Raw genomic sequence first — 18,469 nt, 5'->3', positions numbered from 1 at the left:
ACAACGAGAACAACAATGCGTATCACACACACGACCAGGCTCATCATGGCGGCCCTGGCAGGCCTCTCTTTACCTGCTGCCGCCACCCCCCTTCTCTTCAACGACACCCGGGGGCCCAACGATCTGGTGGGCTCTCTGGCGGCCCGGGTGCAGTTTGCCCAGAGCCAGATTCTGCCCGCCCATCCCGGGGAGGGAGATCGTCAGCCCACCCTGACTGCGCTTCGCAAGAGTCTGCTGCTGGTGCAGCCACTCCAGTCCGACGGCGTGACGCCGATGCAACTCGAGGCCCGTAACGGGAGCGGCCAGCTGCTTGGCACCCTCTCTCTGGCGCCTCCCTCGGCCCTGCCCCGGACCGTCTATCACCTCTCCGGTGTGCCGGACGAGGGGGTGGACTTCACCCCGCCCCAGGGGGATCCGCTCATCATCAGCAGCAGTGCCGAGCTGGCCAGACTGGATGACAAGAGCGGCGCCTTCCTCGGGGAGAAGTTGGCGCAGAGCCCCCTGGTGGAGATCCGGACCGCAGACGGGCGCTGGGTACGCAACATCTACCTGCCCTTCGGGGAGCTGGAGGGCAAGATGGTGCGCATTCGTTCCGATGCGGGCTACAACTCGACCCTCTTCTATGGCGATCGCCAGGTGACCGTCTCCCGGGGTCAGACCCTGCAGTTCAAGTTCGTTAACGGCCAGTGGTTCCGGGAAGGAGAGCTGGAGAACAACCGAATCACCTATGCGCCGGATACCTGGAGCGGCGAGTTGCCCGCCGACTGGATAGTGCCGGGGCTCAGGCTCACCCTGCGTCAGGGGGCGCTCAGCGGTGAGCTGACCGACCTCAGGGTGGGGGCGCCCGGGGAGCTGCTGCTTCACACCATCGATATCGGCATGTTGACGACCCCGCGTGGTCGCTTCGACTTCGCCAGGGACCAAGAGGCGCAGCGGGAATATTTCCAGACCATTCCGGCCAGCCGGATGGTCGTCAGCCAGTATGCGCCCCTCTACCTGACCGAGGTCATGCTGCCCGACGGCACCCTGCTGACCGATGTGGATCCGAGTCAGGGGGGATGGCACACGGGCACCATGCGCCAGCGTATCGGCAAGGAGCTCATCTCCCACGGGATCGACAATGCCAACTACGGCATCAACAGCACGGCCGGCGAAGGGGAGGGGAGCCATCCCTTCGTGGTGGCCCAGCTGACGGCGCACAACAGCCGCGGCAACTATGTCAATGGGGTTCAGGTGCACGGGGGCTCGGGCGGGGGCGGCATCGTCACCCTGGATGCCTCCCTTGGCAACGAGTTCAGTCATGAGGTGGGGCACAACTTCGGTCTTGGCCACTATGTGGACGGCTTTCGTGGCTCGGTCCATCGCAGCGCCGATCAGATCAACTCCGCCTGGGGTTGGGACGGGGACAAGGGGCGCTTCATCCCCAACTTCTTCCCCACCCGCAGCGACCAGGCGGCCTGTCTGGACGGTGAGTGCCAACCGCCGTTCGACGGGCACACCTTTGGTTTTGATGCGATGGCCGGAGGCAAGCCCTTCTCGGGGGCCAACCGATTCACCCTCTACACCCCCAACTCGGCGGCCATCATACAGGGCTTCCTGGAGAGCAAGGCGGTGTTCGACGCCGCCTCCCCCACCGGTTTTAGCAAGTGGAACGCCGCAGAGGCCAGGATGGAGCCCTATCAGCACAGGGTCGAGGGTATCGAGAAGGTGGATGCCCCCATGAATGCCCTGACCGAGGCGGGTCTGGCCCCCTTGCTGGCCGACTATGAGCTGGTGCGGGTTGCCATGTGGGACGGTCACTGGACGCGGGACATCCGGGTCCCCGCCGCCTCTGCCGAGAACCGGGGGCGCAGCCTGACCATAGATCACGGCGCCGGCTATAACAGTCACCTCTTCATCAATGGCATGGATCTCCTGGTGAGCCGGGGCTTCAAGAAGAGCTTTACCTCGGATGGCCAGAGCTGGTTGGAGGTGCCCCTCATCGACACCCGGGTGGCGCGCAAGCCGACGCAGTTCGGGGTGCCGGTGACCACATTGGTGGGGTACTACGATCCGCAAGGCTCCCTGCCCAGCTACCTCTATCCGGCCCTGCACGGTGCCTATGGTTTCACCTACCCGGATGACGGCACCACCCTGGCCGATAGCGACTGCCAGCTGCAGGTGGAGACCCGGGATGGCGTGCTGCGCTTCAGGCTGGCCAATCACCGCAGTAACGGGGCCGTGATGAACAAGTTCCACGTCAACGTGCCTACCGCCAGCGAGCCGCGTCGGGCCAGCCTGCTGTGCCGTGGCCAGCCGTTGGATCAGGAAGGGGTGCTGCCCCCTCCCGCGGGATTGGCATTCAACGTCTACGGGCGAGCGCTGACGGCCTCATCCGTTCAATAAGGAGAGAGAGGGGCCAAGGCCCCGTCTATACCTGGCCTGGTGGGGTGATGCCCCGCCGGCTCCCGTCATGACAGGAGATCAATAACAATGAAACCGAATCGCATCGCACTACTGCTTGCCGGCATGATGCTCAGTGGCCACCTCTGGGCCGCCGAGGCTTATGACATCAACAAGTCCTATGGAGGAGGGAGTCAGGTCAGCTACAACGGCCAGATCTACGAGGCCAAGTGGTGGGTCAATCCCGGCCAGAGCCCGGGGATGGAAGTGGCCAATGAATGGGACTCTCCATGGAGCCTGGTGGGGGAGGGCGGGGCCACGCCACCCGATGGGGGCGAGCCGGTCGCACCACCGACTCAGCCCGACGGGACGGCGCCGGTCTACATGACGCCGGCCGAGCTCACAGCCAGAGAGCAGGCGCTCACCGACTTTCCCCAGATGGCCGTGGTGAAGGCGTCTATCGCTACCCGCGACAACCTGGTGGTCGAGGCGGTGCAGCCGGGGCGTGCCGACAACCCGGGTAACGTCAAGCGGGTCGAGAGCCTGCTTGGCGAAAGCCAGTTTAACTACCTCTTCCCCCTGCGCGCCCCCGAGTACACCTACCGCGGGCTGCTCCAGGCGGCGGCCAAGTTCCCGGCCCTGTGCGGTGACTACAGTGACGGGCGCGATGCCGATGCCATCTGCCGCAAGACCCTGGCAACCATGTTTGCCCACTTCGCCCAGGAGACCGGTGGCCACGAGAGCTGGCGCCCGGAGGCGCAGTGGCGTCAGGCGCTGGTTCATGTGCGCGAGATGGGATGGAGCGAGACCATGCGCGGCGGCTACAATGCCGAGTGCCGTCCGGACGTGTGGCAGGGACAGCAGTGGCCCTGTGGCACCTTTGAGAACGGGGAGTTCAAGAGCTATTTCGGTCGTGGTGCCAAGCAGCTCTCTTATAACTACAACTATGGCCCCTTCTCCGAGGCCATGTATGGCACGGTACGCACCCTGCTCGATCGGCCGGATCTGGTGGCCGACACCTGGCTCAACCTGGCCAGTGCCATCTTCTTCTACACCTATCCCCAGCCGCCCAAGCCCTCCATGCTCCATGTGATCGACGGCACCTGGCAGCCCAATGAGCACGACCGCCAGAGCGGGCTGGTGCCGGGCTTCGGGGTGACCACCCAGATCATCAACGGTGGCGTGGAGTGCGGTGGCAGCAGCGAGCATGCCCAGTCCCAGAACCGTATCGACTACTACCGGGAGTTTGCCAACTACTTCGGAGTACCGGTACCGGCCGACGAGGTCCTCGGCTGCAAGGGGATGAAGGTCTTCGACGACGGGGGCGCAGGAGCCCTGCCCATCTATTGGGAGCAGGACTGGAGCTATGTGGCCGGTAACCCCAATGGTGGCAAGAGCTACGCCTGCAAACTGGTGGGTTACCAGACCCGCTTCAGCGCCTTCAAGGAGGGGGATTATGCCCGCTGCGTGCAGCACTTCTTCCCCGAGGTGGTCGTCGAAGATAACGGCGGCGGCAGCAACCAGCCTCCGGTTGCCGCCATCACGGGACCGAGCGAGGCGCAGGGCGCAAGCACTGTGACCCTCTCGGGCCAGCACTCCAGCGATCCCGAGGGCAAGCCCCTGACTTACGCCTGGACACTGCCGGCCGGAACCTCGGCGCCGGCGCTGGATGAGGTCACCCTGGCGCTGACCCTGCCCACGCCGGCGAGCGATACTTCTCTCGAGGTCAGGTTAACGGTAACCGACGAGGGTAACCTCAGCCGCACGACCTGCCATGCCTTGTTGGTGAAGGGTGAGGGGGGGACCACTCCGCCCGACGCCCCGGCCTACAAGGAAGGAACGCCCTATAAGGCGGGAGAGTGGGTCAGCAATGATGGCGCCATTTACGAGTGCAAGCCACACCCCTATACGGGCTGGTGTGCCGGGGCGGCCTGGGCCTATGAACCCGGAAAGGGAACTGCCTGGCAGGATGCTTGGATAAAGCATTGATAATAAAATAAAAAAAGCGCGCCGCAGGGCGCGCTTTCTCTTTCCGGAGCGGATTAACGGCTCAGCTTGGCCTTGAGCAGGGCGACCACGTCGTCGATGGCGACCTCCTGCTTCTCACCGCTGCGGCGGCACTTGTACTCCACCACGCCGTTGTCGAGACCGCGCTCGCCGATGACGATGGCGTGCGGGATGCCGATAAGCTCCATGTCGGCGAACATGACCCCCGGACGCTCTTTGCGATCATCGAACAAGACGTCGATACGGGCGGCCTTGAGCTCGCCGTAGAAGCGCTCGGCCAGTTCGGCGACGCGCACGGACTTGTGCATGTTCATGGGGATGACCGCCACCTCAAACGGGGCGATCGCCTCCGGCCAGATGATGCCGTACTGGTCGTTGTTCTGCTCGATGGCGGCCGCCACCACGCGGGAGACACCGATGCCGTAGCAACCCATCTCCATCACCACGGACTTGCCCTCCTCGTTGAGGACAGTGGCCTTCATGGCTTCGGAGTACTTGGTGCCGAGCTGGAAGATGTGGCCCACTTCGATGCCGCGCTTGAGCAGCAGGGTGCCGGTACCGCAGGGGCTGGGATCCCCCTCGACCACGTTGCGGATATCGGCCACTTCATAGCCCTCCACATCGCGATCCCAGTTGGCGCCGGTCAGGTGGAAGCCGGTCTCGTTGGCCCCGCAGACGAAGTCGGCCAGGTGGGCGGCGCTGCGGTCGACCACGATGCGCCCCTTGAAGCCGACCGGGCCGATGGAGCCGGCGTCACAACCGGCGGCGGCCTTGATCTGCTCGTCGTTGGCGAAGGTCATGGGCTTGGCCACGCCGGCCAGCTTCTCGGCCTTGACGTCGTTGAGCTCGTGGTCGCCGCGCAGCACCAGGGCGATCACCGGTTGCTCACCTTGCTCGTTCTCTTCGCCCAGCACCAGCAGGGTCTTGGCGATGGCTGTGGGAGCGACCTTCAGGAAGGCGCTGACCTCATCGATGGTGTGCACATCGGGAGTGGCCACCCTGGTCAGCGCCGCGCTGGCAGCCGGGCGCTCACCGGCCGGCGCCAGGGCTTCGGCCATCTCGATGTTGGCGGCGTAGTCGGAGCTGTTGGAGAAGGCGATGAGATCTTCACCGCTCTCGGCCAGCACCTGGAACTCGTGGGAGCCGGTGCCACCGATGGAGCCGGTGTCGGCCTGCACCGGGCGGAAATCCAGGCCCATGCGGGTGAAGGCGGCGCAGTAGGCGGCGTGCATCTTCTCGTAGGTGTCGACCAGGCTCGGCTTGTCGATGTGGAAGGAGTAGGCATCCTTCATCAGGAATTCGCGGCCGCGCATCACGCCGAAACGGGGGCGCACCTCGTCACGGAACTTGGTCTGGATCTGGTAGAGGTTCAGGGGCAGCTGCTTGTAGCTGTTGACCTCATAACGCACCATGGCGGTGATCACCTCTTCGTGGGTCGGACCCAGCACGAAGGGGCGGTTGTGACGGTCGGTCAGGCGGCACAGCTCGGGGCCGTAGGCATCCCAGCGACCGGACTCCTGCCACAGCTCGGCCGGTTGCACCACCGGCATGGAGACCTCGATAGCGCCGGCGTTGTTCATCTCTTCGCGAACGATATTCTCAACCTTCTTCAGCACGCGCAGGCCGGTGGGCAGCCAGGTGTACATGCCGGAGGCGAGTTTACGGATCATGCCGGCACGCAGCATCAGCTGGTGGCTGATGACTTCCGCATCGGACGGGGTTTCCTTGAGAGTGGAAAGCAGGTAGTTGCTGGTACGCATCGCTCGTGACCTTCAAATGGTGCGGGCCCGTGCCCGCAGAGAAAAATTCAAGGGCGAAATAGTAACAGGGAGCAGGGGAGGAGCCCAAGGGATAAATGGGTCACTCCTCCGTGGCGAGCCCCTCCAGCATGATATTGCTGATGGCCCAGTAGGCCCGTGACCAGGCCCGGGCCAGTTCGGGGGTAAATTCATCCCCCAGACGCCGTGCCAGCACCCGGGTCATCGCCTCCTCCAGGGTAGTGAAGTGGGCCGGCTCCACCTGCCACTTGCGATGGCGGTGGCCCAGATCGCGGATGATAAAGGCGAGGCTGTCGAGCTCGGCCAGGCTGGTGAGCACCGTATTGAGGGTGTCATGGAGCTTGGACTGCAGTTGATGGGGAGGCGAGGTGAAACGGGTCCTCAGTTCAGGGGCCAGAATGAAGAGTTCATCGTAGACCGCATGAACATAACTGTGGCCGATGGCCACCCGGGCCCAGGCATTTTGCACCAGGCGGATTTCGTTGGCGGTCAGGGGCGGGTAGGCAAGGGGAGAGGACATGCAGGAGTGCTCACGGCTGGAGAGATACCAGAAAGCATAATCCCATTCGAGCCGGCTCGCCCGGGGGGATATGCTGGATACTTATCCAGTTATTCTTTATGCTATGGCCAGTTTTATCGCCGGTTGAGGTAGGAAGCGTGATAGGTCGTCTGCGTGGCATCGTGATTGAGAAACAACCCCCCGAGGTCGTGCTGGAGGTGGGCGGTGTGGGCTATGAGGTGCACATGCCCATGAGCTGCTTCTATGATCTCCCCGAGCTGGGCAAAGAGGCGCTGATCTACACCCACTTCGTGGTGCGGGAAGATGCGCAACTGCTCTATGGTTTCAACCACAAGCAGGAGCGGGCCCTGTTTCGCGAGCTGATCAAGGCCAATGGCGTCGGCCCCAAGTTAGCCCTGGCCATCCTCTCCGGCATGAGTGCCAGCCAGTTTGTCCTGTGCGTGGAGCAGGAGGATATCTCTACCCTGGTGAAGTTGCCCGGCGTTGGCAAGAAGACCGCGGAGCGGCTGGTGGTCGAGCTCAAAGACCGCCTCTCGGGCTGGGTCAGCCAGGATCTCTTTACCCCGGCTGCGGTCAAGCTGCCCGAGCCGGTCTCCGGTCTGCGTGAGCCGGATGCGGTGGAGGAAGCTGCCAGCGCCCTGGTGGCGCTCGGTTACAAGCCTGCCCAGGCCAGCCAGGTGGTGGGCAAGGTGGCCAAGGAGGGGATGTCGGTCGAGGCGATCATCCGCGATGCCCTGCGCAGCCTGGTGTGACGAGGTAACCCATGATCGAAGCCGACCGTCTTATCTCAGCCTCTGCCGCCGGCCGCGACGAGGATCTGATCGATCGCGCCATCCGTCCCAAGTCGCTCTCGGACTACAAGGGGCAGGATCATGTGCGCGAGCAGATGGAGATCTTCATCGAGGCGGCTCGCCAGCGCGGCGAGGCCCTCGACCATCTGCTTATTTTCGGCCCTCCCGGTCTTGGCAAGACCACGCTGGCCAACATAGTGGCCAACGAGATGGGGGTGAACATCAAGACCACCTCCGGCCCGGTGCTGGAGAAGGCCGGCGATCTGGCCGCCCTGCTGACCAACCTCGAGCCCAATGATGTGCTCTTTATCGACGAGATCCATCGCCTGAGCCCTGTGGTGGAGGAGGTGCTCTATCCCGCGATGGAGGATTACCAGCTCGACATTATGATTGGAGAGGGGCCGGCGGCCCGCTCCATCAAGCTAGACCTTCCTCCCTTTACCCTGATCGGGGCCACTACCCGGGCCGGTTCTCTCACCAGCCCGCTCAGGGATCGTTTCGGCATCGTCCAGCGCCTGGAGTTTTACAGCGTGACCGATCTGGCCGATATCGTGGCCCGCAGCGCTCGTTGTCTGGCGCTCGACATGGGGGCCGATGGCGCCCACGAGGTGGCCCGCCGCTCCCGCGGCACACCGCGTATTGCCAACCGGCTGCTGCGCCGGGTTCGTGACTTCGCCCAGGTCAAGTCTGATGGCACCATAGACGGCGTCATCGCCGCCCGGGCCATGGACATGCTGGATGTGGACAACGAGGGTTTTGACTTCATGGACCGCAAGCTGCTGCTGGCGGTGATCGACAAATTTCTCGGTGGCCCCGTGGGGCTCGACAACCTGGCGGCAGCCATCGGTGAGGAGAAGGACACCATTGAAGATGTGCTGGAACCCTATCTTATCCAGCAGGGCTTTCTGCAGCGTACGCCAAGAGGGCGGATTGCGACCCCGCGCGCCTATCTCCACTTTGGCCTTGAACGACCGGAAAATGGCTAAAACAGCCTCTTGATGCAAACACCGCCCCTCGGGGCGGTTTTTTTATATTGATAAAAAAAAGCCCACGGCAGATGCGGTGGGCAAGACAATTCAGGATGGATGTTCACATACAGAGTAAGGCGCGGCGGAGATCCGGGCGCTGGGGTCATGGGGACCTTACAGGCGGTTCAGCTGATACATCTGAACAAAGGAAAGCTTGTAATAACGAAGGGTGCGCTCAACAAACTTTTTCATCTCGTCGTCACTCATAACAGGAGAAATGGAACGGTGGCAAGGTGGCCTGTCAACCAGGATCTACCGTGCCGGACTTAATCTGCGAGGCGAATTTTAGGGAGGAGACGAGAGTCGGGCAAACTAGAAAAATTGCAGAAGTTGAGTTAGAAAAACTAATCCATATATTCATCCACGGAATCAACATTCTGATGCATTTTGGTAAGGGCGTGGCTCTCGTTATACCCCATGATTATAAAGCGTGGCATTTGCCAAAACGCCCTCTTATGAGGGCTTGTCACCGGCGCTGGGTCAGAATGGAAGAAATGAAATAAAATCCTTATGTAGCAACATGTTGAATTTATGTTGAAGTGTGATGCTGCTCACTTTTCAAACGCCTTTCCCGGTCGAAAGGTGTATTTTTCATGGCTGTTTCTTCGCCGCCTTCACATTGATTTCCGTCAAATAAAGGTGATATAACACGGCGGTATTTTTGCGTCTTTGCTGAGAGAAAAAAGTTGTTTATCGCATGTTAAACATTAGCTTTTTTTCTCTTTTTTGTTGCCGTTAGGTTAACGCTTTGACGTCTTGTTGGTCTTTTGCATGGCGTTTTTCTTTGCGACTCCAGGCGTGCAGGGGACCAGGTGATCGGAAGCTTTTCATTAACTACTCCCAATAGCCGTGCCAATAATCGGTGAGGAAACATCATGATTGCTGAGCATGTGGTTGACCTGTCGCGGATCCAGTTTGCTGCGACGGCCCTCTATCACTTCCTGTTTGTACCCCTGACGCTCGGGATGGCCTTCATCCTGGCGATCATGGAATCGGTCTATGTCATGACCAACAACCCTGTCTACCGGGATATGACCAAGTTCTGGGGCAAGTTGTTTGGTATCAACTTCGCCCTCGGTGTCACCACCGGCCTGACCATGGAGTTCCAGTTCGGTACCAACTGGGCCTATTACTCCCACTATGTGGGGGACATCTTCGGGGCGCCGCTGGCGATCGAGGGGCTGATGGCCTTCTTCCTCGAATCCACTTTCGTCGGCATGTTCTTCTTCGGTTGGGATCGTCTGAGCAAGACCCAGCACCTGGCAGCCACCTGGCTGATGGCGCTCGGGACCAACCTCTCCGCCCTCTGGATCCTGGTCGCCAATGGCTGGATGCAGAACCCGGTGGGGGCCGAGTTCAACTTTGAAAGCATGCGTATGGAGATGGCGAGCTTCGCCGACGTGGTGTTCAACCCCGTCGCCCAGGTGAAGTTCGTGCACACCGTGGCCGCCGGTTACACCACGGGGGCCATGTTCGTGCTGGGGATCTCCTCTTACTACCTGCTGAAGAACCGTGATGTGGCATTTGCCCGCCGCTCCTTCGCCATCGCCGCCGCCTTCGGCATGGCCTCCATCCTCTCCGTTATCGTGCTGGGTGACGAATCCGGCTACGAGACCGGTGAGGTGCAGCGGGTCAAACTGGCGGCCATCGAGGCGGAGTGGGATACCCACCCGGCCCCGGCCTCCTTCACCCTGTTCGGCATTCCGAACCAGGAAGAGATGCGCACCGATTACGCCATCAAGATCCCTTACGCCCTCGGTATCATCGCCACCCGCTCCCTCGACGAGCAGGTGACCGGCATCAAGGATCTCAAGAGTGAGCACGAACTGCGCGTGCGTAACGGCATGGTCGCCTATGATCTGCTGACCCAGCTGCAGTCGGGCGACAAGTCCGAGGAGACCCGTGCCCGCTTCGACGAGGTGAAACAGGATCTCGGCTACGGTCTGTTGCTCAAGCGCTACACCGACAAGGTGACCGATGCGACCGACGAGCAGGTCAAGGCCGCCGTGGATGACTCCATCCCGAATGTGCTGCCGCTCTTCTTCACCTTCCGCATCATGGTTGCTTGTGGCTTCCTGATGCTGGCACTGATCGCCGTGGCCTTCTATGACAGCGCCCGCCATCAGATCGGCAAGCGCAGGTGGCTGCTCAAGGCTCTGCTGTGGGGGATCCCGCTGCCCTGGATCGCCATCGAGTGTGGCTGGTTCGTGGCTGAGTATGGCCGTCAGCCCTGGACCATCTCCGATGTGCTGCCGACCTTTATGTCCGCCTCCAATGTGCCGGCCTCCGAGATCTGGTTCTCCCTGATCGGCATCTGCCTCTTCTATAGCGTGCTGTTGGTCATCGAGATGTACTTGATGTTCAAGTATGCCCGTCTCGGCCCGAGTAGCCTCAAGACCGGCAAGTACCACTTCGAGCAGCTCAAGGCATAAGGAGAGCCACTCATGTTTGATTACGAAGTTTTGCGCGTCATCTGGTGGGTTCTGGTCGGCGTGCTGCTGATCGGCTTTGCCATTACGGACGGTTTCGACATGGGGGTGGGTAGCCTGCTCCCCTTCGTCGGCAAGAAGGACGTGGAGCGCCGCGTCATGCTCAACACCATGGGCCCTCACTGGGAGGGGAACCAGGTGTGGCTGGTGACTGCCGGCGGTGCCCTCTTTGCCGCCTGGCCCTATGTCTATGCGGCCGCCTTCTCCGGCTTCTATGTGGCCATGATCCTGACCCTGATGGCGCTCTTCTTCCGTCCGGTCGGCTTCAAGTACCGCTCCCTGCAGACCGATCCCAAGTGGCGTAGCACCTGGGACTGGTGCCTGTTTATCGGCAGCGCCGTACCGCCCATCGTATTCGGGGTCGCCTTCGGTAACCTGCTGCAGGGTGTACCGTTCAGCTTCAACCAGTACCTGATGGTGACCTACACCGGCAACTTCTTCGGTCTGCTCAACCCGCTGGGCCTGCTGGCCGGTCTGGTGAGCCTCTTCATGATCGTGACCCAGGGTGCCACCTGGCTGATGATGAAGACCGAGGGTGAAGTGCTGGCTCGCTCCCGCAGTGCCGCCATGCTCTGCTCTCTGGTGACCCTGGTGCTGTTTGCCATCGGTGGACTCTGGGTGAGCGGCATGGATGGTTACGTGCTGGTTAGCTCTGCCGGCGGCAACGCGGTGGCCAACCCCCTCAACAAAGAGGTGGTGCTGGAAGCCGGTGCCTGGATGAAGAACTATGATCTCTACCCCTGGATGATGGCCGCTCCGGCCTTGGGTCTGGCCATGAGCCTGCTGACCGCCCTGTTTGCCAAGTTGAACAAGGGATGGGTGGCCTTCCTCTGCTCTTCCCTGGCGATCGCCGGCATCATACTGACCGCAGGTTTCTCCCTGTTCCCGTTTGTGATGCCCTCCAGCCTCGAGCCGAGCCACAGCCTGACCATGTGGGATGCGACCTCTTCGTTCAACACCCTCAAGGTGATGACGGTGGTGGCGGCGGTGTTCGTGCCTATCGTGCTGAGCTACACCATCTGGACCTACATCAAGATGTTTGGTCGCGTCAGCACCAAGCACGTGGAAGAGAACCAGCACTCGCTGTATTGATAGGAGAGCAACACTATGTGGTATTTCACCTGGATCCTGGGTCTCCTGCTGGCGTGTGCCTTTGGCATCATCAACGCCCTCTGGCTGGAGCATACCGAGAACATGGATCGCACGATCGATGAGTAACGCCCTCCTTGCCCGGCTCTACGCTCCCCTGTGGCGCCAGCCGTGGCAGGGGCTGCTGTTGGTGGCCGCCGTTCTGCTGGCGGTCGCCATACTGCAGGCTTCCCATCTGGTGGCGGCCAACACCAGTGGCCTCGGCCGCTGGGTGGCACCGCTGCTGATGTGGGCCGTGTGTGCCGGTTTTATCAACGGTATGGGGTTTCATCCCCGCTCGGTCGTGGCAAGGCTGCTGCTTTGCCCCTGGCTTGCCTGGCCTCTCATCCTGTGGGGACTCTGGCTAACACGGACATACTTTATTGCATAAAAAACGGGGGGGAGCAGGGCTTCCCCCCGTTTCTTTCCTGTTCAGGGCTGAGCTATCATAGGCGCCCATCTTATTGTCGTATGGATCACAGATCCCATGGCCGATTCTTTCGTGTTTCCGGTGCGCGTCTACTACGAAGACACGGACGCCGGCGGCATCGTCTATAACGCTAACTACCTTAAATTCATGGAGCGTGCGCGCACCGAGTATCTGCGCGTGCGTGGCATCGAACAGGATGCCCTGTTGGCGGAAGGGATCGCCTTCGTGGTCACCCGTACCGAGATCGATTTTCGCTCTGCGGCTCGTTTCAACGAGCTGCTCTCGGTGGTGACCCGGCTTGCCGAGTGCAAGCGGGCCTCCATGCGCTTTGAGCAAGAGATTTTTGCCGGTGATGGACGACTGATTACCCGGTCCCAGGTACAAATTGCCTGTGTTTCCATGCCGCAAATGAAACCCGTAGCCATACCTGAACATGTAAAGGGAGTGCTGTAAGTGCACGCTGAAATTTCGTTTATTGGGCTCTTTTGGCAGGCCAGCCTGCTGGTAAAGCTGGTGATGCTGACCCTGATGGGAATGTCGGTGACCTCGTGGGCGCTGATCATCCAGCGCACCAAGGTGATCAAGGCGGCCCAGGCCGCCTCGGAGCAGTTCGAGGATCGCTTCTGGTCCGGTGTCGATCTCAACCGTCTCTATCAGGAGTCCTCCTCCCGCCGTGATGACATCGAGGGGATGGAAGACATCTTCTACTCCGGCTTCAAGGAGTATGCCCGCCTGCTCAAGGCCGGTGCCCGTAGCCAGGAGGCCGTGATGGACGGCACCTATCGTGCCATGCGTGTCTCTCTCTCCCGCGCGGTGGACGATCTCGAGTCCAACCTGCCGGTGCTCGCCACCATCGGCTCCATCAGCCCCTACATCGGCCTGTTTGGTACCGTATGGGGCATCATGAACGCCTTTATCGCCCTGGGTCAGGTGCAGCAGGCCACCCTGCAGATGGTGGCGCCGGGTATCGCCGAGGCGTTGATCGCCACCGCTATCGGTCTGTTCGCGGCCATCCCGGCCGTGGTGGGGTATAACCGCTTCTCCAACAAGGTGGAGAAGCTGGAGAACGCCTACGTCAACTTTATGGACGAGTTCACCACCATACTGAACCGCCAGATTGCACAGCAGCAGGGTGAGCGCTAATGCAGACCTATCAACGGATCCGGCGCAAGAAGGTGGCCGAGATCAACGTGGTGCCCTATATCGACGTCATGTTGGTGCTACTCATCATCTTCATGGCGGTGACTCCGGTGATCACCCAAGGGGTGAAGGTAGACCTGCCCCAGGCCGAATCCGAACAGCTGCCGGAAGATGCCAAGCCCCCCTTCATCGTCAGCGTGACGGCGGAAGGGGAGTACAGCATCAAGGCCGGCGAGGCCGATTCCGAGCCAGTGCCACCCGGTGACAAGGGGGCCATGGAGCAGTACATCACCGAGAAGGCGATGGGCTATCTCGCCATCAATCAGGGGGCTCCCGTGGTGGTGGCTGGAGACAAGTCTGTTCGCTACGAAGAGGTGATCCTGCTGATGGTGGCCCTGAAGAAGGCCGGGGTGCCCCAGGTTGGTCTGATGACCGAGTCACCCAACTAAGGGAGTGGGATGTGAAGCGCGGATTATCGAGTTACGTCATTGCGTCGCTTCTGCTGCACCTCATCATCGGCATCGTGTTGCTGGTCGGGCTCGACTTTAGCAAGCCCAAGCGGCCGGCGGCTTCGGGACAGATAGTCCAGGCGGTCATGCTCGACGACAACTTCCTCAACCAGCAGGCCGAGCAGATCCAGCAGAAGCAGGCCAAGCAGCAGGCGGTGAAGAAGGAAAAAGAGGACGCCGAGCGCGCCCGCCGTGAGGCGATCGAGGAGCAGCAGCGCAAGCTGGAGGCAGAGCAGCAGCGCAAGGTGGCCGAGGTGGCCGAGCGCAAGGCCGAGGCCGAGAAGCAGATGAAGATCGCCGAGCAGAAGCGTGCCGAAGAGAAGGCCAAGGCCGCCGAGGAGGCGCGCAAGGTCGAGGAGGCACGCAAGGCAGAAGAGGCCAAGGCGCTGGCCCTCAAGAAAAAGAAAGAAGAGGAAGAGCGCAAGAAACTGGAGGCCGAGAAGAAGGCCGAGGCTGACAAGAAAGCCAAGGCGGAGGCCGAGAAGAAGGCCAAGGCGGAGGCTGAGAAGAAGGCCAAGGCGGAGGCCGAGAAGAAAGCCAAGGCGGAGGCCGAGAAGAAAGCCAAGGCAGAGGCCGAGAAGAAAGCCAAGGCAGAGGCCGAGAAGAAGGCCAAGGAAGCGGCAGCCAAGAAGGCCAAAGCCGATGCCGAGCGCAAGCGCAAGGCGGAAGAGGCGCGCCTGCAGGCCGAGCTGGAAGCCCAGATGCAGCAGGGGCTGGAGGCGGAAGCGAATGCCCGTGAGCAGGCTCGTTCGGGGCAGGTTGCCGGTGAGGTTAACCAATATGGCGCCATGGTGGTAGACACGATTCGACGCTACATGCTGATCGATCAGACCATGAAGGGGAAAACCTGTAACCTGGCCCTGAAATTGGCTCCAGATGGCTTTATCATATCGGCGGATATTGCCGGGGGTGACCCCGGGGTCTGCCGGGCGGCCAAGGCGGCGGCCCTGAAGGCGGGCAAGGTGCCCGTGCCCAAGGATCCAGCGGCTTTCGCCCGAATGAAGGATATCAAACTGCTGGTCGATCCGTTCGGCGGCTGATAAGGGGGGAGCCTGTGCTCCCCTGGTAGAGTGGTTGTTTTTCTAACCTCCAAATGGAGTTGAACACGCAATGTTGAAACGGCTGGTTTTATTGTTCGTGAGTGCCTTCCTGCTCGCCTCTCCCGCCCGTGCGGCGCTGGAGCTGGTGTTGACGGGGGGGATCGATAGCGCTCGCCCGGTGGCGGTGGCGCCCTTTAAGTGGACCGGTGAGGGTCAACTGCCCCAGGATCTGGCGGAGATCATCTCCTCGGATCTGCTGCGCAGCGGCAAGTTCAAGCCCCTGACCCGTCAGCAGATGCCCCAGTCTCCCACCTCCAGTGCCGAGATCAACTTCGGCCCCTGGGCGTCACAAGGGGTGGAGGCGGTCGTCGTCGGCGCTATCGAGCCGGCCGGTGGTGGTTACCAGATCCGCTTCGAGCTGGTCGATGTGCTCAAGGGGCAGGCCCTCAAGGCCATGGGGGGCGATGCCAATGGCTATGTGCTCGACAGCCGCACCGCGACCGTGCCGGCCGCCCAGCTGCGCCAGTTTGCCCACCGCATCTCCGACATCGTCTACGAGCGCCTGACCGGTGAACGTGGTGCCTTCCTGACTCGTCTGGCCTATGTGGCCATCGAGCGCGGCACCCAGTACCCCTATCAGTTGCGTATCTCCGACTATGACGGCTACAACGAGAAGACTCTGCTGCGCTCCCGTGAGCCCCTGATGTCCCCCTCCTGGTCACCCGATGGCAGCAAGCTCGCCTATGTCAGCTTCGAGAACCAGCGTCCCGAGATCTACATCCAGGATATCTACACTCAGCAGCGTTCTCTGCTGACCAGTTTCCGCGGGATCAACGGGGCGCCCAAGTGGTCTCCGGATGGCAGCCGACTGGCCGTGGTGCTCTCCAAGGATGGCCAGCCGGACATCTACATCATCGACGTGGCGAGCAAGCAATTGCGCCGCGTGACCGACAGCCGCTCCATCGATACCGAGCCGGCCTGGCTCGATTCCCAGACCCTGATCTTCACCTCAGAACGTGGTGGCAAACCCCAGATTTATAGCGTAAATTTGGCGTCTGGAATGACTCGCCGAATGACCTGGGAGGGTGAGTCTAATCAGGGTTCTTCCATTACCCCGGACGGCAAGTCCATGGTGATGGTGACCCGGATTCAGGGTCAGTACCGGATCGCCCGTCAGGATCTCGAGAGTGGCGGTCTGATGGTCCTCTCCCAGAGTGCGTTGGACGAGTCACCCAGCGTGGCGCCCAACGGTAGCATGATCATCTACACCACCGTCTACCAGGGCAAAAAGAGCCTGGCACTGGTGTCCACAGATGGCCGCTTCAGAGCAGTGCTGCCCACCAGCACTGGTGAAGTCCGTGCTCCGGCATGGTCTCCCTTTCTAAACTAATAAATGTGTCCTTTTTTGTTTTGTAACAAAGGTTTAAGGAATTAGCATGCAACTCAACAAACTGCTCAAGGGCCTGGCTATCGCTCTGCCGCTGTTCACCCTGGCGGCCTGTAGCTCCACTTCCGACTCCGACGCCTCCGGCGCCGAGTCCGGCATGGGCGCCAACGGTGGCGTCATGACCGGTGGTGCCGACGGTATGCTCTCCCCGGAAGAGCAGATGCGTCAGCGTATGGAAGCCCTGCAGCGTGACAACACCATCTACTTCGGCTTCGACAGCAACGAGATCCAGGGCCAGTACGCCGACCTGCTGGACACCCACTCCAGCTATCTGCGTGAAAACCCGGCCGTTAAGGTTCTGATCGAAGGCCACACCGACGAGCGCGGCACCCCCGAGTACAACATCGCCCTGGGCGAGCGTCGTGCCAAAGCCGTTGCCAAGTACATGCAAACCCTGGGTGTGCAGGCTGACCAGCTCTCCATCGTCTCCTACGGCGAAGAGAAGCCGCTGGATCCGGGCCACTCCGAGGATGCCTATGCCAAGAACCGCCGCGCGGTCCTGGTCTACTAAGGTTTTGACGGATGAAGTGTGTGTTTAAGACGGCGGCCATCACGGCCGCCCTTTTATTTCAGTTCCAGGCCATGGCCGCCGCACCGGTCAGCGAGCTGGGGGGCGGAGCCGTTACCCTGAGCGGCAACAACGGCGCCATCGTCCCCACCGGTAGTCTGGAGGATCGGGTCGCCTTGCTCGAGCGCACCCTCAACGCCCGTCTACGGGTTCAGGCCGATCTGCAGCAGCAGGTGGACTCCCTGCAGCAGGAGGTCGACTCTCTGCGCGGTCAGCTGGAGCAGCAAGGCTACCAGATGGAGCAGTCCGAGCAGCGCCAGCGTCAGCTCTATCAGGAGCTCGACAAGGTCAATAGCCAACAGGCGGCCACACCGGCTCCTGCGGCCAACCCGGCAGCACCGGCGGCGAGTGCCAACTACTCCAGCAATCAGGATGAGAACCAGGCCTATGATGCCGCGGTCAATCTGGTGCTCAAAGAGAAGAACTACGACAAGGCCATCCCGGCGTTCCAGGGATTTATCAAGCAGTACCCCAACTCCTCCTACGCACCCAATGCCCACTACTGGCTGGGGCAGTTGCTCTTCAACAAGGGGGATCGTGCGGGCGCCAAGGAGCAGTTCCAGACCCTGGTGAGCAAGTATCCCAAGTCGCCGAAGCGGGCCGATGCCCTGCTCAAGCTGGGCATGCTGTCGCAACTCGAGGGCAAGAAGGCGGATGCCAAGAGCTTCTATGAGCAGGTGATCAAGGGCTATCCCAACACCTCTGCGGCGCAACTGGCTCAACAGAGCCTCTCAAAGCTCTGATTTGTCGATAAAAAACGCAAGCGGCGTGACGAGTGTGTTAATTTTGCACCAAATTGTACGCGCCGCGAGCAAACGGATTTAAATCACGATTTTTCTGTTGCGTCAGAGAATTAAATCCGTAATATAAGCCGCCGTTGGCGCCGCTGGATTGAACCGGTAGCGACAGCTGATGAGTGGGTCGTTAGCTCAGTCGGTAGAGCAGTTGACTTTTAATCAATTGGTCGCAGGTTCGAATCCTGCACGACCCACCACTTAAAGCAGTATCCCAGGTCGCTTAGCTCAGCTGGGAGAGCACCTCCCTTACAAGGAGGGGGTCACTGGTTCGAGCCCAGTAGCGACCACCAGATTGAAGATGTCCGGCCAAGGCGGGGCAAAAAAAAGATTTCGTGGGTCGTTAGCTCAGTTGGTAGAGCAGTTGACTCTTAATCAATTGGTCGTAGGTTCGAGCCCTACACGACCCACCACGAAT

Annotated in this window: 17 protein-coding genes and 3 tRNA genes; 18 read left to right on the top strand and 2 right to left on the bottom strand. The window is 61.1% G+C overall.

The genetic code is table 11. From position 1 onward, the window contains the following. The first annotated feature begins 15 nt into the window (after positions 1-15). Complete coding sequence (locus tag AB5Y48_RS02490) at positions 16-2,385, top strand: M66 family metalloprotease (protein ID WP_368163681.1); 2,370 nt, start codon at positions 16-18, stop codon at positions 2,383-2,385. Between the two features lie 87 nt (positions 2,386-2,472). Next, positions 2,473-4,371, top strand: coding sequence for a glycoside hydrolase family 19 protein (locus tag AB5Y48_RS02485; RefSeq protein WP_368163680.1), 1,899 nt, complete (start codon positions 2,473-2,475; stop codon positions 4,369-4,371). Positions 4,372-4,424: 53 nt separating this feature from the next. Here the strand turns inward: AB5Y48_RS02485 and AB5Y48_RS02480 are convergent, their stop codons facing one another. Next, the gene (locus AB5Y48_RS02480) at positions 4,425-6,149 is read right to left on the bottom strand and encodes a proline--tRNA ligase (protein ID WP_368163679.1); all 1,725 of its coding nucleotides are present in this window, start codon (positions 6,147-6,149) and stop codon (positions 4,425-4,427) included. A gap of 100 nt (positions 6,150-6,249) precedes the next feature. Then, a complete protein-coding gene (locus AB5Y48_RS02475) occupies positions 6,250-6,687 on the bottom strand; it encodes a globin domain-containing protein (RefSeq protein WP_224162907.1) in 438 nt (145 codons plus the stop codon). Positions 6,688-6,824: 137 nt separating this feature from the next. Here AB5Y48_RS02475 and ruvA point away from each other — a divergent pair, with 137 nt between their 5' ends. The 16 genes from ruvA to AB5Y48_RS02395 all read left to right on the top strand — a co-directional run bounded on the left by ruvA (position 6,825) and on the right by AB5Y48_RS02395 (position 18,464). Beyond that, positions 6,825-7,439 carry a Holliday junction branch migration protein RuvA gene (gene ruvA / locus AB5Y48_RS02470; protein WP_050666727.1) on the top strand — a complete coding sequence of 205 codons (615 nt, stop codon included), beginning with the start codon at positions 6,825-6,827 and terminating at the stop codon, positions 7,437-7,439. A gap of 11 nt (positions 7,440-7,450) precedes the next feature. Beyond that, positions 7,451-8,464 carry a Holliday junction branch migration DNA helicase RuvB gene (gene ruvB, locus AB5Y48_RS02465; protein ID WP_368163678.1) on the top strand — a complete coding sequence of 338 codons (1,014 nt, stop codon included), beginning with the start codon at positions 7,451-7,453 and terminating at the stop codon, positions 8,462-8,464. Between the two features lie 917 nt (positions 8,465-9,381). Beyond that, positions 9,382-10,938: a cytochrome ubiquinol oxidase subunit I gene (locus AB5Y48_RS02460; protein WP_060587160.1), complete on the top strand. Its 1,557-nt coding sequence runs from the start codon at positions 9,382-9,384 to the stop codon at positions 10,936-10,938. A 12-nt stretch (positions 10,939-10,950) separates the two neighbouring features. Then, positions 10,951-12,087 (top strand): cytochrome d ubiquinol oxidase subunit II, encoded by a 1,137-nt coding sequence (cydB, locus tag AB5Y48_RS02455; protein WP_136614093.1) that lies wholly within the window; start codon positions 10,951-10,953, stop codon positions 12,085-12,087. 15 nt (positions 12,088-12,102) lie between these two features. Then, positions 12,103-12,213: a cytochrome bd-I oxidase subunit CydX gene (gene cydX, locus AB5Y48_RS02450; protein WP_005352460.1), complete on the top strand. Its 111-nt coding sequence runs from the start codon at positions 12,103-12,105 to the stop codon at positions 12,211-12,213. Next, a complete protein-coding gene (locus AB5Y48_RS02445; RefSeq protein WP_368163677.1) occupies positions 12,206-12,514 on the top strand; it encodes a cyd operon YbgE family protein in 309 nt (102 codons plus the stop codon). The genes cydX and AB5Y48_RS02445 overlap by 8 nt, the downstream gene beginning before the upstream one ends. Before the next feature lie 96 nt (positions 12,515-12,610). Further along, positions 12,611-13,006, top strand: a complete 396-nt coding sequence (ybgC, locus tag AB5Y48_RS02440) for a tol-pal system-associated acyl-CoA thioesterase (RefSeq protein WP_060587158.1) — start codon at positions 12,611-12,613, stop codon at positions 13,004-13,006. Beyond that, positions 13,007-13,696: a protein TolQ gene (gene tolQ, locus AB5Y48_RS02435; RefSeq protein WP_050666732.1), complete on the top strand. Its 690-nt coding sequence runs from the start codon at positions 13,007-13,009 to the stop codon at positions 13,694-13,696. Then, positions 13,696-14,142 (top strand): protein TolR, encoded by a 447-nt coding sequence (gene tolR / locus AB5Y48_RS02430; protein ID WP_050666733.1) that lies wholly within the window; start codon positions 13,696-13,698, stop codon positions 14,140-14,142. Before tolQ ends, tolR begins: the two co-directional genes overlap by 1 nt. 11 nt (positions 14,143-14,153) lie before the next feature. Next, positions 14,154-15,242 carry a cell envelope integrity protein TolA gene (tolA, locus tag AB5Y48_RS02425; RefSeq protein WP_136614092.1) on the top strand — a complete coding sequence of 363 codons (1,089 nt, stop codon included), beginning with the start codon at positions 14,154-14,156 and terminating at the stop codon, positions 15,240-15,242. A 70-nt stretch (positions 15,243-15,312) separates the two neighbouring features. Continuing rightward, a complete protein-coding gene (gene tolB, locus AB5Y48_RS02420) occupies positions 15,313-16,632 on the top strand; it encodes a Tol-Pal system beta propeller repeat protein TolB (RefSeq protein ID WP_060587155.1) in 1,320 nt (439 codons plus the stop codon). Between the two features lie 46 nt (positions 16,633-16,678). Continuing rightward, a complete protein-coding gene (gene pal / locus AB5Y48_RS02415) occupies positions 16,679-17,200 on the top strand; it encodes a peptidoglycan-associated lipoprotein Pal (protein WP_050666736.1) in 522 nt (173 codons plus the stop codon). 11 nt (positions 17,201-17,211) lie between these two features. Next, positions 17,212-18,000 carry a tol-pal system protein YbgF gene (gene ybgF, locus AB5Y48_RS02410; RefSeq protein ID WP_050666737.1) on the top strand — a complete coding sequence of 263 codons (789 nt, stop codon included), beginning with the start codon at positions 17,212-17,214 and terminating at the stop codon, positions 17,998-18,000. A gap of 175 nt (positions 18,001-18,175) precedes the next feature. Beyond that, a tRNA-Lys gene (locus tag AB5Y48_RS02405) sits at positions 18,176-18,251 on the top strand. 17 nt (positions 18,252-18,268) lie between these two features. After that, positions 18,269-18,344: transfer RNA gene (locus tag AB5Y48_RS02400), tRNA-Val, on the top strand. A 44-nt stretch (positions 18,345-18,388) separates the two neighbouring features. Further along, a tRNA-Lys gene (locus AB5Y48_RS02395) sits at positions 18,389-18,464 on the top strand. Positions 18,465-18,469 lie beyond the last annotated feature (5 nt).

The organism is Aeromonas sp. R6-2 (assembly GCF_040908155.1).
Lineage (GTDB): Bacteria > Pseudomonadota > Gammaproteobacteria > Enterobacterales > Aeromonadaceae > Aeromonas > Aeromonas schubertii.
The sequence above is the reverse complement of the archived record's forward strand: the minus strand, read 5'-3'. Positions and strand labels throughout refer to the sequence as shown.

What these genes read in the sequence shown, in the direction of transcription:
- AB5Y48_RS02485 (WP_368163680.1), top strand. Translation starts at nt 2,473, where the DNA reads ATGAAACCGAATCGCATCGCACTACTGCTTGCCGGCATGATGCTCAGT.
- ybgC (WP_060587158.1), top strand. Translation starts at nt 12,611, where the DNA reads ATGGCCGATTCTTTCGTGTTTCCGGTGCGCGTCTACTACGAAGACACG.
- AB5Y48_RS02445 (WP_368163677.1), top strand. Translation starts at nt 12,206, where the DNA reads ATGAGTAACGCCCTCCTTGCCCGGCTCTACGCTCCCCTGTGGCGCCAG.
- tolB (WP_060587155.1), top strand. Translation starts at nt 15,313, where the DNA reads ATGTTGAAACGGCTGGTTTTATTGTTCGTGAGTGCCTTCCTGCTCGCC.
- AB5Y48_RS02480 (WP_368163679.1), bottom strand. Translation starts at nt 6,149, where the DNA reads ATGCGTACCAGCAACTACCTGCTTTCCACTCTCAAGGAAACCCCGTCC.
- ruvB (WP_368163678.1), top strand. Translation starts at nt 7,451, where the DNA reads ATGATCGAAGCCGACCGTCTTATCTCAGCCTCTGCCGCCGGCCGCGAC.
- AB5Y48_RS02490 (WP_368163681.1), top strand. Translation starts at nt 16, where the DNA reads ATGCGTATCACACACACGACCAGGCTCATCATGGCGGCCCTGGCAGGC.
- cydX (WP_005352460.1), top strand. Translation starts at nt 12,103, where the DNA reads ATGTGGTATTTCACCTGGATCCTGGGTCTCCTGCTGGCGTGTGCCTTT.
- ybgF (WP_050666737.1), top strand. Translation starts at nt 17,212, where the DNA reads ATGAAGTGTGTGTTTAAGACGGCGGCCATCACGGCCGCCCTTTTATTT.
- pal (WP_050666736.1), top strand. Translation starts at nt 16,679, where the DNA reads ATGCAACTCAACAAACTGCTCAAGGGCCTGGCTATCGCTCTGCCGCTG.
- AB5Y48_RS02460 (WP_060587160.1), top strand. Translation starts at nt 9,382, where the DNA reads ATGATTGCTGAGCATGTGGTTGACCTGTCGCGGATCCAGTTTGCTGCG.
- cydB (WP_136614093.1), top strand. Translation starts at nt 10,951, where the DNA reads ATGTTTGATTACGAAGTTTTGCGCGTCATCTGGTGGGTTCTGGTCGGC.
- tolR (WP_050666733.1), top strand. Translation starts at nt 13,696, where the DNA reads ATGCAGACCTATCAACGGATCCGGCGCAAGAAGGTGGCCGAGATCAAC.
- AB5Y48_RS02475 (WP_224162907.1), bottom strand. Translation starts at nt 6,687, where the DNA reads ATGTCCTCTCCCCTTGCCTACCCGCCCCTGACCGCCAACGAAATCCGC.